Here is a 14407-nt window from a genome sequence, read left to right as displayed (position 1 = left end):
TTCACACATGCTGCTCCATAATTCAGATCCCGAACTGATGAAAAATGGAACAAGGATATGCGCAATCCCACGCTGTTGCAGTTTTTTCACTGGTACTATCCCGATGGCGGCAAGCTGTGGCCTGAAGTGGCCGAGAAGGCTGCCAGTCTGGCCGAAATGGGCATTACCGATGTCTGGCTACCCCCGGCGTATAAAGGCGAGTCCGGCGGTTACTCCGTTGGCTACGATACATACGATTTGTTCGACTTAGGCGAATTCGAGCAGAAAGGTTCAAGAGCCACCAAGTACGGTGATAAAGAGCAGCTGCTGGCCGCAACCGCAGCACTGAAGTCCCATGGGATAGGGGTGATCCTCGATGTGGTGCTTAACCACAAGATGGGCGCGGATGAAAAGGAACGGGTGCAGATAAATCGCGTAAATCCCGAAAACCGTGAAGAAATTGACGATGAGGTGATTGAAGCCGAAGCCTGGACCCGCTTCACCTTTCCGGTTCGTGAAGGAAAATATTCAAAATTTATCTGGGATTACAGATGCTTTAGCGGCGTCGATCATATCGAAAACCCGGATGAAAACGGCGTGTTCAAGATCGTCAACGACTATACCGGCGAGGGCTGGAACGAACAGGTTGACGATGAGCTGGGCAACTTTGATTATCTGATGGGAGCCAATATCGACTTCCGCAACCATGCGGTGACCGAAGAGCTGAAGTACTGGGCGCGCTGGGTGATGGCGCAACTCCCTGCCACCACCGGCTTCCGGCTGGACGCAGTGAAGCATATTCCGGCCTGGTTCTATAAAGAGTGGATTGAGCACGTGCAGGAGGCCAATGAGGCCCCGTTGTTTATCGTCGCCGAATACTGGTCACACGAACTGGACAAACTGCAGCAGTATATTGACCAGGTAGACGGTAAAACCATGCTGTTTGATGCGCCGTTGCAAATGAACTTCCATAATGCTTCGCAGCAGGGCGCCGACTACGATCTGAGCCAGATTTTTACCGACACGCTGGTCGCAGCCGATCCGTGGCATGCGGTAACCATTGTCGCCAACCATGATACCCAGCCGCTACAGGCGCTGGAGGCCCCGGTCGATCCCTGGTTCAAACCGCTGGCCTATGCGCTGATTTTACTGCGGGAAAACGGCGTCCCTGCCCTGTTCTATCCCGATCTTTACGGTGCCCGCTATCAGGATGAGGGCGACGACGGCGAGCAGTATGAGATTGAAATACCGGTGGTTGCAGAGCTGGAAGCGCTAATCCGTGCCCGTCAGCTGTTTGCTCACGGCGTGCAGACCGAGTGGTTCGATCACGCTAACTGCATCACCTTTGCACGCAGCGGCACGGAAGAATTGCCGGGATGCGTAGTGATCATGTCCAACGGGGATGAGGGGGAGAAAGTGCTGGATCTGGGTGAGAATTTTTCCGGGAAGCGCTGGTCCGATTATCTCGGTCATCGTGAGGAGCAGGTTGAGAGTGACGTGAACGGTGTCGCGACGTTCCGCTGTAATCCGGGTAGCGTGAGCGTGTGGGTGCTGGGGGAGTAAAGTAACGGGTGGTGCCGGGCGAATTTGGCCGCAAGGACGCGGCCAAAAAGCACAGCCAGCACAGGCACCTTACGGTTTAACGCTGCTCGCAGCAGCAGCAGCAGCAGCAGCAGCAGCAGCAGCAGCAGCGAGACTATCCGCCAGCGCCTTCTGGCACTCTGCCGTCGGCTGATTCACCTTGCTCAGCGTCAGCTTATCGTAATGCAAAACGCTGCCTTCCAGCTCCAGCAGCATCACCCGCGACTGATTATTGATGTTTACCCAGTCACCGTCCAGCAGAGTGGTCTTACCCGGTTTAGCAATCACCCGCTGCCACTGACGGCAGTCAAGCGTATCGCCCGCGGCGGTAATAATCAGGCTGGCGCGCGCTTCAGGGCTGACCAGCCCTTTCTGCGGCCCCATCGTCTGCCAGTTACCCACCAGCGATGCCGGTGGTGGCGTTTTCACCGCGCTGCTGTAACCTTCCAGCTGCGCACACCCGCTCAGCGCGGTAACGGCCAGCCCTGCAATAATCCAGTTTTTCATGTTTTTCCCTGCTTTATGAATCACGCGCTACGTTATAATTTTTTCCCGCTACGCCGCAAGCTCGTTCGGCGGTTCACGACGGATTTCTGCCCTTCTCCCCTGACCTGTACCCGCGCCACACCTTTCCTTTTTCCGCCAGCCCCGTGTACACTGGCGGCCGAAATTCCCCAGGCAGGACCGCTATGAAAACTGTTGAAGAATATTACGCCATTGCTAAAGACCTGTTTCTTGAGGCACATCCGGAGCTGAAATCAGGTATTGAGAACCTCACAGCAGAACAGGCGGCCAGCGTCGGTATGAGCATTGAACAGCTTCAGGCGCTGCAAAAGGATCGCGCCTACGCGGCCTACGTGCGCGAGAAAAAACTGGACGGCGTTTTATTTGCCATTCAGCTGGCCGAGCCGGATAAAGCCGTGATGGTGGAAGCGATTGAAACCTATCTGCGCTCGCATGCTGAAGCGCTGGGATTGAGCTGGGAAGAGTTTTGTATTCAGAACGAACTGTGATCGGTCGATCCTCCCGAACAGACGCGCCAACACGTCTGTTCAGGGGTTGTAGCGCTTAACCGGCCAGGCGGGAACCTGACGTTGCCGCCAGCTCATCCTCGCGGAATGCTTCTCGCCTTACGCTAAAACCATCGTACCAACGGCATTCAACCATCCCGCTGGCAATACCCGTCACAATCATCACGGGTCCACCATCCTTGCGCTGCACTTCATTACTGATTATAAACATGACAAAGCACCTCCCTTTCGGTTAAAAGACAGAATAGTTATAGCATCTTGTTGATTTCGATGCCGTTAACCGAAGGTTAATAAATTGTTAAATGCAAATAAGCAGTTAAAAACTCGATAAATAAAAAAAACGCATAAGTTTTACAGGTTTCGTTTATGTGAAGCAGCTCTCACTTACACTTAGATTTTGCAACCTTCACAGTCCGCTTCATCGCCCAGGTCGGCTGGCAATTCTGCAGCTTTTTTCTCTGCATTGGCTTCCGCCTGTTCCAGCTGCGCATCAATATCAAATTCAAAAATATCGTCTTTCATCACATTGCTCCCACATTGGTAAAAAAACGGACCCGCCTGGCGAGTCCGCAAGCCGTACGTTATACCGATTAGCCGCGCACTCTGGCAACCAAATTTACCAGCGACAGCACGATCGACCCCACGATAAAACCTATCACCAGGTTGGCCCCGTTAGACGCCAGGACAGCAGCCAGCGCACCCAGTCCGGCGCTAAATCCTTCAATGGCATGATGCAGGAACGGCACACCGTGCACGATAATACCGCCGCCGACCAGAAACATTGCCACGGTACCGACAACGGTCAGAATTTTCATCAGCCACGGGGCCGTTGCAAGCAACACGCCACCGACCGATTTCGCCAGCGCCGAGCTTTTCTTCTGCAGCCAGTAGCCAAGATCGTCAATCTTGACGATGGCAGCCACAATGCCGTAAACACCCACGCTGACCAGAATCGCAATTCCGGACAGAATTAAGACCTGATTAAGCAGCGGGGCTTCCGAAACGATCCCTAAGGTGATCGCCACGATTTCGGCGGAGAGAATAAAGTCGGTACGAATAGCCCCCTGCACCTTTTTCTTCTCGAAGGCCGCCGGGTCCTGCTGCGCCACCTTCAGTAAACGCTGCTCTCGGGCCTCCGGGGTTTCATCACTTTTGCTTTTGTGCAGGCTGTGCAGCACCTTTTCCACCCCTTCATAACAGAGGTAGGCGCCGCCAATCATCAGCAGTGGCGTAATTGCCCAGGGCGCAAATGCGCTGATCACCAGCGCCAGCGGCACCAGGATCAGCTTATTGATGAATGAGCCTTTCGCTACGCCCCATACCACGGGCAGCTCACGGTTGGCTTTCACTCCGCTAACCTGCTGCGCATTAAGAGACAGATCGTCCCCCAGTACACCCGCGGTTTTTTTTGCCGCCACTTTTCCCATAACCGAAATATCATCAAGCAGCGTGGCAATATCATCCAGCAAGCTTAGTAAGCTACTTCCCGCCAAAGTGTGATTCCTTATTCATGTTCATCATGTTGACAGCAGGGACACCGCTCGATCTCCAGCACCGCCATATCGGCAATGCCTTCGCAGTCCCATTCAACGCGCACCGGCTGGCCCTGTCGCTCAGTATGGTGCAGATACTTACTTACCGGACTTTCAGTCATGCCGGTAATTTCTTCCGTGGCAATCAGCCGATCGCCGACGAAAATACGCGCAGTCGCCCGGGTGTTCACCATCCGTTCACCGCTCAGTTGATACAAACGCTTTACCGTCAGTTTGACACTGGCCATATCTCGCCCTGCGCTTCGCCGTAGAATGTGGGGATGATCTAAACAATTATGCGTAACAACTGCAAATTTTGTAAAAAAATTCCCTGTTGTGAAGAAAAACATTTCCCTATTCCGCGTTAAAAAACGAGAATTTAGCGCTGCAATTACTCAACCGGACTGAGCTATTAACATGAAGTTGCGTCGTATTCCTGCCTGGCTGCCACTGCTGGCGGCACTGTTCTCTCTCTATTTTATCTGGGGTTCAACCTATCTGGTTATCCGCATCGGCGTGGAAAGCTGGCCGCCAATGATGATGGCCGGGCTGCGATTCCTGCTGGCGGGCGTTGTTCTGCTGGCTATTTTGCTGCTACGTGGAGAAAAACTGCCGTCGCTTAAAGCCACCGGAAACGCGGCGATTGTCGGTATTTTACTGCTGGCGATGGGCAACGGCGCGGTCACCGTGGCCGAACATCAGCACGTGCCTTCCGGGCTGGCAGCGGTAATGGTGGCGACCGTGCCGCTATTCGCGATGTGCTTTAGCCGCATGTTTGGCATCCAGACCCGCTGGATCGAGTGGGTCGGGATCGGCGTGGGGCTGGTGGGTATCCTGCTGCTCAACAGCGGTGGACATATGGCCGGTAATCCATGGGGCGCGCTGATGATTCTGGCAGGCTCCATGACCTGGGCGTTCGGCTCCGTTTGGGGCTCACGCATTGAACTGCCGCAGGGAATGATGGCAGGAGCCGTTGAGATGCTGTCGGCGGGAATTGTGCTGCTGCTTGCCAGCACGCTGAGCGGTGAGCATCTGACCGGTGCACCAACGCTGCCGGGCATTCTGGCGCTGGGCTATCTCAGCCTGTTTGGTTCGATTATCGCCATCAACGCCTATATGTTCCTGATCCGCAACGTCACCCCGGCAGTGGCGACCAGCTATGCCTACGTTAATCCGGTGGTGGCGGTGCTGCTGGGGATTGGCTTTGCCGGGGAAACGCTCTCTTCACGCGAATGGCTGGCGCTGGCGATCATCGTACTTGCGGTGGTGCTGGTCACGCTGGGTAAATACCTGTTCCCGGCAAAACCTACTATCAAACCCATCAGCCGGGATTAACCGTTAAAGCTGGTGAATGCCTTTTTCATCGATCTCGCCGTTGCCTGCAGCGGCGCAGATCCACTCTTCAAGACGGGCGCTCAGGGCCTGTTCTTCCAGCCGCGTTTTACCGCGCAACGAGCACTCCCACACCAGCAGCACCTTCCAGCCGCCGTCGGTAAGCTCAGCAATATAGCGTTTATCGCGCGCCACGTTACTGTCAATTTTCCCCATCCAGAACGCCGTACGCGTGGCGGGCATCTTAAATAAGTGGCAATGATGATGGTGCCAGAAACAGCCGTGAACAAAAATGATTGCCCGGTAGTCCGGCAAAACAAAATCAGGTCTGCCGGGCAGCGACTTATCCTGCGCCCGAAAAGTGATGTCCAGTTCGCCCAGCAGCTCCGCCACGCGCTGTTCAATCGCCGTGTCGCGGGTGCGGATCGCTCGCATATTTTTACTACGCACGTCGGGTTTATGTACGTCAGCCATCCTGATCTTCCTTTGGCAACAGCATTTGAGTATAGCCCTTTATTGTCGCGCAGGATGCCTCTACACTTAGCCAAAATTCCAGTTAAAGTGGATCTGATTTAATGGGCCCTGTTGAACGAGAAAAGCTGATGCTGCCGAAAGGCGCGAATAAACTGCTGCTGCATTCCTGCTGCGCCCCCTGCTCTGGCGAAGTGATGGAAGCCCTGCAGGCATCAGGCATTGATTACACCATCTTCTTCTACAACCCGAATATTCATCCGCAGAAGGAGTATCTGCTGCGCAAAGAGGAAAATATCCGCTTTGCCGAGCAGCACGGCATTCCGTTTGTCGATGCCGATTACGACACCGATAACTGGTTTGCGCGGGCAAAAGGTATGGAGTGGGAGCCGGAGCGCGGCGTGCGCTGCACCATGTGTTTCGATATGCGTTTTGAGCGTACCGCACTTTACGCCTATGAGAATGGTTTTCCGGTCATCTCCAGTTCGCTGGGTATTTCACGCTGGAAGAACATGCAGCAGATTAACGACTGCGGTGACCGGGCGGCAGCGCCCTATGAAGGCATTAGCTACTGGGATTATAACTGGCGCAAAAAAGGCGGCGCGGCGCGCATGATCGAAATCAGTAAACGCGAGCGGTTTTATCAGCAGGAATACTGCGGCTGCGTCTACTCGCTGCGCGACAGCAACCTGCATCGCAAAAGCCAGGGCCGTCCGTTAATTAAGTTGGGCGTATTGTATTACGGTGATGAAGACGCTGAGGGAAAATCGTAAAGGATCGCCGCATTACTACAATCGTTGCGGGAGTGAGACGGGCGCCGCAGTAAGGCCGTTGTCAGGCAAGGCAGTGAGACAATCGCCAGGTGAGTAGCACAAACATAGCGACAAACCATCGATGCATGAGTTGTTCAAAACGCTGAAAAGAGATAAGTGTAACGCCCCTCACAACGAGGGGCGTTAATCGCAGCGGATACGCGAAACTTCCTCAGCGCTTATTTTTTCTTTTTACTCTTTTTCAGCAGCGCGCGAACCTGTTTCAGTTCTGCTGCGCTCAGCTGTTCTGGCAGTTCTTCAGCAGTATCCTGATTGTCCACTTCCGGCTCTTTTGCTCCTTCAAGCGTGATCAGCAGACGGCGGGTCACTTCCTGACTGACTGAAGTCTGGTTTTCCAGCGCAATGGCTTTCAGTGTTTCTTTTAATACAGGATCGATCTTTAACGTCAGGCTTACTGTCTCAGTCATTGTTGAATCTCCTGATAAATTTACACATCAAATTAGCCTGTTAAGCTAAATTTAACCATACTGTCATAAAAATTTAATATATTAGTGACTAACTGCAAACTCAGCCAGTACCTGCCGATCCGTGCCGCAGAAATCGCCCTGTAATTCCGCACAGAGTTTTGCCATATACGCCACTAAAAAATCAGCATTGATTTCTGCCAGACGTTTGCCTTCGGCGGTCTGCATAGTTTGCGGCAGCTTAAGCAGCTTTTTCTGGAAATGATCCAACGCCCATTCGGCATCATCCAGCGGCCTTTCACGGGCCAGCGGGTCATGGCTGTCAAACAACGAGCGCCCCAGCGCGCCGGAGACGTAAAACACGCGCGCCAGTCCAATCGCCCCCAGGGATTCCAGCCGATCTGCATCCTGCACGATTTTTGCCTCCAGCGTTTCCGGCGTGACGGCGGCGCTGAAGCTGTGTGCGTGAACCGCATGCATCACGGCGGCGATTTTCTCTGAAGGAAAATCCGGAAACTCCGTCAGCAGAACCCGGCGCGCTTCTTCGGCAGCCTGGGCGGAAGCCAGATGCCGTTGCGGATGGTTTTTCGGTAAGTTAACAATGTCGTGAAAATAGCAGCTGGTCAGAACCACCAGCGGGTCGGCCTCGCTTCCCTGCATAATGCGCTGTGCGGTTTGCCATACGCGCGCCAGATGCGCCACGTCATGCGCCTTATCCTCTTTCTGCCTGCTCTGGTGTAGCCACTGCTCAAAGCGCGATTGCCAGGTGTTCAGCATAATAGACTCTCCTTCATTCTTTGGACTTGTTGAGATTCTGGTGGCGCCAGGCCACGATTAAGGAGCTGTGCCAGCGTGGTAAAAGTGAGACCTTCATCACTATTAGTACATGTATTCATTATGTTACAGCATGATGGCATCCCGATACTTTCTGCCGCGCAAACAAACCGCTCTAATTATGAGCAAATCTTTAAGCAGCCATAATACAGTGCAAAGGTAACGAAACGTTTCACCTCTCAACTCATAGCAAAGATTATCGTTTGCTTTACATTACCCCCTCCAGGTAAACTCCACACTTTTCTGAATATTTTGAAAATGCCGCACTGCTTTAAAACATTGTAATTAAGCAACATGTAAAATATGTTACGCTGCAAAAATGACGTTGGCTTGCCGTTTAAAAACGCCCATTTTAGCGTCAGTACAGCGTCATCAGCGGGTGCGCGCCCTGCTATCTGGCCGTCAAAGTCAGACCCGGCGCATCATGAAATCCCAACCACCGGTTCAGGGTAATCATGAAGGCTGTTACGGGATTGACGTAAAGCGTAACCACCTGTAAGGAAACCTGGGGATGAGCATGGAGAACATCAGCCACCACAGCCCGCATGGGCAACCGGGTGACCGGCTATGGGTGCGAGCAACCTGGCGCGGGCTGGTGATTGCTCCCGAAGATGTTGCGCGATATCAGCAGGACCCGGCGGCGTTCAGAGACCGCAAATATTGCCGCTACCGGGCCGATACCCGCACCTGGGGCAGTGAAGACGGCGTGGGCCATCCCGGCTGGCAGGCAGGTATTCATATGCCGCGCTGGGCCAGCCGTATTGACCTGCTGATTACCCGCCTGCGCGTGGAAAAAATCCAGGATATCAGTGACGATGACATCATCGCGGAAGGTGTACAGTTCGACAGCCATTTTTTAAATAACTTTTTTACCATGCAGAGCGAAACCCACTCTCCAAAAGAGGCCTACCGCAAGGCATGGATCGCCCAGTATGGCGGAACCAGCTGGGAAGTTAACCCATGGGTATGGGTTATCGACTTTGAACGGATCCGATCGCTGTGAATGATGCGCGGCGCTGAAGTTTTTCAGCGTCGTTTGCGCTTCATCACAGACAATTCCTAATATAACTGGTTGAATATCCCCCTCAATTTGCCATCATTTTTGGCAACTATCATGATAATCGCACCCACCCACCGCTCAAATTTCGCGCAATGTATATTAACCCGTTGCAGCATTTGTGCGGCTGCGGCATGGTGTAAGAGGATTTTATTACCGCGCGGGGACAATATCAGCATGATCAAATGGCCGTGGAAAAGCGAGGATGACGCAGCGACCCGTGGATTACCCTGGCAACAGGCGCTTGAGATTCCGCTGCTGGCTCCACTTAATGAAGGTGAACGCCAGACATTGATCGCGCTCGCCGCACGCTTTTTGCGTCAGAAACGTATCGTTGGCTTACAGAATCTTGAACTGGACGAGTTAAAACGGTGTCGTCTGGCACTGTTGTTTTGCCTTCCCGTGCTCAACCTCGGCTACGACTGGCTGGATGGCTTTCTGGAAGTATTGATCTACCCTACCCCATTTATGGTTGATGACGAATGGCAGGATGAGTTTGGCCTGGTTCACCGTGAGCGAATGGTGCAGTCCGGTCAGAGCTGGGAACAGGGTCCGATTGTACTTAACTGGCTGGATATTCAGGATTCCTTTGACCGTTCCGGCTATAACCTGGTGATCCACGAGGTAGCACACAAGCTGGACGCACACGGCAGCGGTGAGTCAACCGGCATTCCGGCCATGGCACTACGCGACGTAGCAGGCTGGGAGCGCGATATGCTGGCGGCGATGAATGCTATTCAGGAAGAGGTCGATCTGGTTGGAGAAAATGCCGCGACCATTGATGCTTATGCCGCCAGCGATCCCGCTGAATGCTTCGCCGTGCTATCGGAATATTTCTTCAGCGCCCCGGAGCTGCTGCTGGTGAGGTTCCCACAGGTCTACGAGCGGCTGCGCCAGTTTTATCGCCAGGACCCTTATCAGCGTTTGGAGCAGCAGTTAGAACAGCAAAATCCGAACGGAATTGTTCATTAAAACAACGCTCTGCTGCAAACTACGCCATTCAGCTGGCACCGCTATTTTTGCTGTTGACAGGTAACAGGCAGATCGCTAATATGCGCCTCGTTCACACGATTCCTCTGTAGTTCAGTCGGTAGAACGGCGGACTGTTAATCCGTATGTCACTGGTTCGAGTCCAGTCAGAGGAGCCATATTTAAGGGAAGCAGACGTTCACTGACGTCTGCTTTCTGCATTTCTATCAGTTGGTTATCTCTCTTTAGTCGTTCACCCTCGTTCACCAAAAACCACTCGAAGCCATATCATATTGATGGTAAAAATGCTGGTAATACTGGTTCGATTTCCCTTTTACCAACAAACGAGGGGGTGTTTTCATGTCACTGACTGATATCAAAGCAAAAAATGCAAAACCCCTTGAGAAGGAATACAAGCTAACCGACGGCTTCGGCATGTTCCTTCGCGTTACCCCGAAAGGTTCCAAATACTGGCAAATGGCTTACCGCTTCGGAGGGAAACAAAAACTCTTCTCTATTGGTGTTTATCCTGCTGTTTCACTTGCTAATGCAAGACAACGCCGTGATGAGGCCAGAAGGCTTCTTGCTCAGGGTATTGACCCTAATGCAAAGAAACAGGCAGAGGTTAAAGAGCTAAAGGCCAAGCGTGATAAGACACGCACCTTCACTGTGGTGACAAAAGCTTGATTGTTCCTTGAAATACAATTAAAAAATGAAAAGGTCAAATAATATGACAATGAAATGTTAAATAGTGCTGTATGATTGCTTTAAACAATCACCTGCTGACAGGCTTGCCCTGTTAATGATGGGATTTATCCCGAAAAAATGGTGTTTTGGTTTTAAACATGAAATGTCAGTAAGCTCAAAATAAAATTATGCAACACAAACGAGTGCAACCACTAACATTGAATGCCTGATACTCTCCGCGTTACTTATTTTATCAAATCAAGGAAAATAATTTCACCTGTTGTTTTTAGATTCTGTTTTCATCTTTTAGCCTGTGAATTGTGCAACACATAAAAGCTATTGGTATTTTCATTATTTCACCTAAATTTCGCTTTCCCGCCTTACGGCGAGAGAGAAAAAAACCTAATGCTCAATATAACTACTTTACCTCAACCGTTTATCCGATTCTGCCTCAGTTAATTTCACAGACATTAAAACTAGCGTTATTATTTAACTATAGAAAAACTTTGCACATTGTCGTTATTTTTTAGCTCCTTCAGGAGATATAAAAATAAAGCAATGCCCACCTATACACTCACTTCGTGAGCGTGTGGGGTCTACCGACGGTTGCCTGCCGCAGGCTAACACTGTTTCCTTCGGAAACAAGGTCAACGTCAACATCAGAGTTTTTCTTACGAAAAACTAAAAATAGCATAGTCGCATTGGAGATTTATATTTTGGTTTAATATTTAAATTTATATTGAGGTTGTTTTTATTATATGGCTATTTTTCATCTTGATTTTAAAATTGTGAAACGTTCTGAAGGCAAGTCTTCCGTTGCAAAAGCTGCCTATCATGCCCGTTGCAGAATCACCGATGAAAGAACAGGTGATACCTATAATTATAGCCGCCGTACAGATTTATACGGGCATTTCATATTAGCACCTGTTAATGCTCCTCAATATATTGTAAAAGACTCTACAGCATTGTGAAATGAAGTTGAAAGGGTTGAGCGTCAACAAAATGGTCAAACAGCCCGTTTTTTCGATGTTGCTATTCCCACCGAGTTAAATAATGACGACAAGAAAAAACTTGTTCTTGAGTATTGCCAGAAAAACTTCGTTGATAAAGGCATGATTGCCGATATCGCTTTCCACGATCTCGATAGCGATAACCCACATGCTCACGTTATGTTGACATTAAAAACCATTAGCCCGGAAGGCTTCGGCAAAAAAGAAAGAAGCTGGAACGACAGAAAAATGTCTGTGTTGTGGCGTGAGTCATGGGCATCTATGGCTAACAGCTACCTTGCTGCTGCTGGTTCACCAGAACGTATTGATCATCGTTCCCTTCAGGTCCAGCATGAGGAAGCTCTATCAAATGCGGCGGCGACTCTGGATAATGAAGAACAAGCACTATGGCTTGCTAAAGCCGCCGAAACAAACCGTCCTCCAATGAAACGTATTCACAGTGCCAAATGGCGTAGTAAGGCGGCTCAGGAACAAAGAGCTGCAGAACAGGCTGTTCGTGATGCTGCTAAACAAGAAGCGGTTGAAGTCTACAAAACATTCAGGGAACTTGATCTTGAAATCGTCGTTGATGTTAGAAGCTTTACGATTACATATCTTGCTGAGCCAGAAGATATTGTATTACCAGAAACGCGCTCTGGCTCTTCTGACAGTGAAGCACAGAAACCTGTATTCATAGCGCCAGCTCCTCGTTTGCGTGGCGTAAAATCTTACCGTGATAAAGACAAAGTAAGTAAAGTTGTCATAAATAATAAGTTAGCACAAATCGTTTCTGATGCTGACAACAAAACTATTTTGAAAACATCTCAATCTAAAATCTCAAACAGGGCATCCAGAAGCGCCCCTGACCGTGTTAACAGGAAAACAGCTACCCCACCAGTATAATATCTTTAAACGCTTTACAGCTCTTTTGGTTGATTTTATCAGAGATAAATTCATATGGGCTAAAACAGACAAAACTAAAGTTGATATTATTAGTGAAGAACATGATAAACGTATTGCTGAAAACTACATCTTTGACGAAGTATTGGAGCGTCGTGTTCCTCGCGATGAATATGAGAAACAAGCCAAGTTTAACCAAGATGACTACAAGCCAACACAGGATGAGATCAGCCGTTTCTCAAGTCGTCCTAAGCTGGGCCAGCCAGATCACAGTATGGATCTCACCCCATCTATCCCACCTGAGCAGGTGAGAAGGTGAGAAGGTGAGAAGGTGAGAAGGTGAGAAGGAGTAACTATCCAAGGTTGAGGCCGCCGGGATATCGTCATAATCGTGATGATTAATAGCATAATCGATAAAAGATAAGAATTTCATTTAAACTCCATAGCTAGCTTTAGATTTCAGTATTTCTATACTGTGATCAAACCCATTATACTGTAAGAAATTAATAATATCGTTTTCTTTGAATTTATTATTTGGACCCAGTATTATTTTTGAAATGGCCTGTTTGGGGAAAGCAAACTCGTAATAAGATGTTATTTGATCATTGTATACTCTATACTTCAAGTCCTTAATTAAGGATGAATCTGGATGCTCATATTTCCCAATATCTAAAGTCTGATAAACTAACCTCACTTCTTTCTCTTCCTTAAATGCAGGATTTTTAGTGATAGTATTTAGGTGAATAACATTACCAATTAATCTATGGATTAATTCATCATAGCGACTAAATTTTGATGATGATATTATTTCATTCATGTAGTATTTTTTTATAAATGAATATCTTGACAATATTGATTCAACCAAAGAATTAACTCTCTTAATATCCATATACTCGACATCGGCTAGAGTAAGTCGATGCTTGGAGTCAAGGTGATTACCTATCATTCCATTGTAGACATTAATTTTAGTTCTATTGAACCCAATAGATACACCAAATCCATCTTTCGCATAAGCTCGCCATTGACTCAAAATATCCCCTGATTTAGATAGACAACAAGCAAACGGCGTCCCAATAGACATATTATCATCTAGATGTGTTATTAACTGGTTAAAGCAGTAAGGTTCTAAATTTTTGGATAAACAATCCCTCAAAGCAGTATGGAACCATTTTTTTTCCATGTAGTCGTTCATGTGATCCATAGAGCTTAACCATAAACGCTTATTCTGAATAATGCTGAAAAAGGAATCAGGGCTACAATAATGATAAATCATGCTCATTTTATTCAAGTCCTTTTATAAGAAACATCACTTATTGTTTTGTTTGATAGATAGAGATTATATCACGTAATTTCAGTGTCTGCGTGTCCGTTTCTAGCCCGAAAGTTGAGACCATGATTCATGATTGTAAGTATCCCACCAAAACGGCCCATTCACTTTTAGAGATCTTCCGACATACTATTTATGTCCCCGAGGAGATCGCTATGCGTAAAATCCGTTTCACCGAGCACCAGATCATCGCCGTACTGAAATCAGTCGAAGCTGGCAGGACCGTCAAAGATGTATGCCGCGAGGCCGCTATTTCCGAAGCCAGCTATTACAACTGGAAGGCGAAATATGGCGGGATGGAAGCCGCTGACATCAAAAAGATAAAAGATCTTGAAGACGAGAATCGTCGTCTGAAGCAGATGTTTGCCGATCTGAGTCTGGAATGCCGGGCGCTGAAAGACGTCATCGAAAAAAAGCTTTAAAACCAGCGATAAAGCGTGAGCTCGTCAGCTATCTGACCACGCAGTTTACGATGAGCATA

General features: G+C 49.3%; 14 protein-coding genes, 1 tRNA gene and 4 pseudogenes. 10 read left to right on the top strand and 9 right to left on the bottom strand.

The window, feature by feature from the left end; all coding sequences use genetic code 11:
* The first annotated feature begins 57 nt into the window (after nucleotides 1-57).
* A complete protein-coding gene (amyA, locus tag AC07U6_RS04615) occupies nucleotides 58-1542 on the top strand; it encodes an alpha-amylase (protein WP_494762996.1) in 1485 nt (494 codons plus the stop codon).
* 69 nt (nucleotides 1543-1611) lie between these two features.
* Here amyA and yedD read toward each other — a convergent pair whose 3' ends face one another.
* Complete coding sequence (gene yedD, locus AC07U6_RS04610) at nucleotides 1612-2067, bottom strand: lipoprotein YedD (RefSeq protein WP_494762997.1); 456 nt, start codon at nucleotides 2065-2067, stop codon at nucleotides 1612-1614.
* 182 nt (nucleotides 2068-2249) lie between these two features.
* Between yedD and AC07U6_RS04605 the strand changes: the two genes are divergently transcribed.
* Nucleotides 2250-2573, top strand: coding sequence for a DUF6388 family protein (locus AC07U6_RS04605; RefSeq protein ID WP_105591609.1), 324 nt, complete (start codon nucleotides 2250-2252; stop codon nucleotides 2571-2573).
* A gap of 55 nt (nucleotides 2574-2628) precedes the next feature.
* Here AC07U6_RS04605 and AC07U6_RS04600 read toward each other — a convergent pair whose 3' ends face one another.
* The 4 genes from AC07U6_RS04600 to AC07U6_RS04585 form a co-directional block, all read right to left on the bottom strand.
* The gene (locus tag AC07U6_RS04600) at nucleotides 2629-2802 is read right to left on the bottom strand and encodes a YodC family protein (RefSeq protein WP_494762998.1); all 174 of its coding nucleotides are present in this window, start codon (nucleotides 2800-2802) and stop codon (nucleotides 2629-2631) included.
* A gap of 179 nt (nucleotides 2803-2981) precedes the next feature.
* Nucleotides 2982-3113 (bottom strand): hypothetical protein, encoded by a 132-nt coding sequence (locus AC07U6_RS04595; RefSeq protein ID WP_255416823.1) that lies wholly within the window; start codon nucleotides 3111-3113, stop codon nucleotides 2982-2984.
* A gap of 68 nt (nucleotides 3114-3181) precedes the next feature.
* The gene (locus tag AC07U6_RS04590; protein WP_494762999.1) at nucleotides 3182-4084 is read right to left on the bottom strand and encodes a DUF808 domain-containing protein; all 903 of its coding nucleotides are present in this window, start codon (nucleotides 4082-4084) and stop codon (nucleotides 3182-3184) included.
* Nucleotides 4085-4095: 11 nt separating this feature from the next.
* Nucleotides 4096-4371 carry a hypothetical protein gene (locus AC07U6_RS04585; RefSeq protein WP_105591606.1) on the bottom strand — a complete coding sequence of 92 codons (276 nt, stop codon included), beginning with the start codon at nucleotides 4369-4371 and terminating at the stop codon, nucleotides 4096-4098.
* A 169-nt stretch (nucleotides 4372-4540) separates the two neighbouring features.
* Here AC07U6_RS04585 and yedA point away from each other — a divergent pair, with 169 nt between their 5' ends.
* The gene (gene yedA, locus AC07U6_RS04580) at nucleotides 4541-5458 is read left to right on the top strand and encodes a drug/metabolite exporter YedA (protein ID WP_494763000.1); all 918 of its coding nucleotides are present in this window, start codon (nucleotides 4541-4543) and stop codon (nucleotides 5456-5458) included.
* 3 nt (nucleotides 5459-5461) lie between these two features.
* On the opposite strand, the gene AC07U6_RS04575 is transcribed toward yedA, so the two are convergent.
* Nucleotides 5462-5929: a very short patch repair endonuclease gene (locus tag AC07U6_RS04575; RefSeq protein ID WP_494763001.1), complete on the bottom strand. Its 468-nt coding sequence runs from the start codon at nucleotides 5927-5929 to the stop codon at nucleotides 5462-5464.
* A gap of 101 nt (nucleotides 5930-6030) precedes the next feature.
* Here AC07U6_RS04575 and AC07U6_RS04570 point away from each other — a divergent pair, with 101 nt between their 5' ends.
* Nucleotides 6031-6699 carry an epoxyqueuosine reductase QueH gene (locus tag AC07U6_RS04570; protein ID WP_494763002.1) on the top strand — a complete coding sequence of 223 codons (669 nt, stop codon included), beginning with the start codon at nucleotides 6031-6033 and terminating at the stop codon, nucleotides 6697-6699.
* A 218-nt stretch (nucleotides 6700-6917) separates the two neighbouring features.
* Here AC07U6_RS04570 and AC07U6_RS04565 read toward each other — a convergent pair whose 3' ends face one another.
* Both AC07U6_RS04565 and AC07U6_RS04560 read right to left on the bottom strand, forming a co-directional pair.
* Nucleotides 6918-7166 (bottom strand): hypothetical protein, encoded by a 249-nt coding sequence (locus AC07U6_RS04565; protein WP_494763003.1) that lies wholly within the window; start codon nucleotides 7164-7166, stop codon nucleotides 6918-6920.
* Between the two features lie 81 nt (nucleotides 7167-7247).
* Complete coding sequence (locus AC07U6_RS04560) at nucleotides 7248-7943, bottom strand: phosphohydrolase (protein WP_494764507.1); 696 nt, start codon at nucleotides 7941-7943, stop codon at nucleotides 7248-7250.
* 373 nt (nucleotides 7944-8316) lie between these two features.
* Here AC07U6_RS04560 and AC07U6_RS04555 point away from each other — a divergent pair.
* The 5 genes and pseudogenes from AC07U6_RS04555 (at nucleotide 8317) to mobQ (ending at nucleotide 13001) form a co-directional block, all read left to right on the top strand.
* Nucleotides 8317-9000: pseudogene (locus tag AC07U6_RS04555) on the top strand (hypothetical protein).
* Nucleotides 9001-9231: 231 nt separating this feature from the next.
* Entirely contained in the window at nucleotides 9232-10026 is a 795-nt protein-coding gene (mtfA, locus tag AC07U6_RS04550; RefSeq protein ID WP_494763004.1) for a DgsA anti-repressor MtfA, read from the top strand.
* 100 nt (nucleotides 10027-10126) lie between these two features.
* Nucleotides 10127-10202: transfer RNA gene (locus tag AC07U6_RS04545), tRNA-Asn, on the top strand.
* A gap of 181 nt (nucleotides 10203-10383) precedes the next feature.
* Nucleotides 10384-10707, top strand: a pseudogene (locus tag AC07U6_RS04540) (Arm DNA-binding domain-containing protein); the annotation flags it as partial.
* Between the two features lie 761 nt (nucleotides 10708-11468).
* Nucleotides 11469-13001, top strand: a pseudogene (mobQ, locus tag AC07U6_RS04535) (MobQ family relaxase).
* Nucleotides 13002-13032: 31 nt separating this feature from the next.
* Here the strand turns inward: mobQ and AC07U6_RS04530 are convergent.
* Entirely contained in the window at nucleotides 13033-13779 is a 747-nt protein-coding gene (locus tag AC07U6_RS04530; RefSeq protein ID WP_494763005.1) for a DUF2971 domain-containing protein, read from the bottom strand.
* Between the two features lie 302 nt (nucleotides 13780-14081).
* Between AC07U6_RS04530 and AC07U6_RS04525 the strand changes: the two are divergent.
* A pseudogene (locus tag AC07U6_RS04525) lies at nucleotides 14082-14407 on the top strand (transposase); the annotation flags it as partial.

Source organism: Erwinia sp. GW821-FHT03D09, from assembly GCF_059420805.1.
The sequence above is the reverse complement of the archived record's forward strand: the minus strand, read 5'-3'. Positions and strand labels throughout refer to the sequence as shown.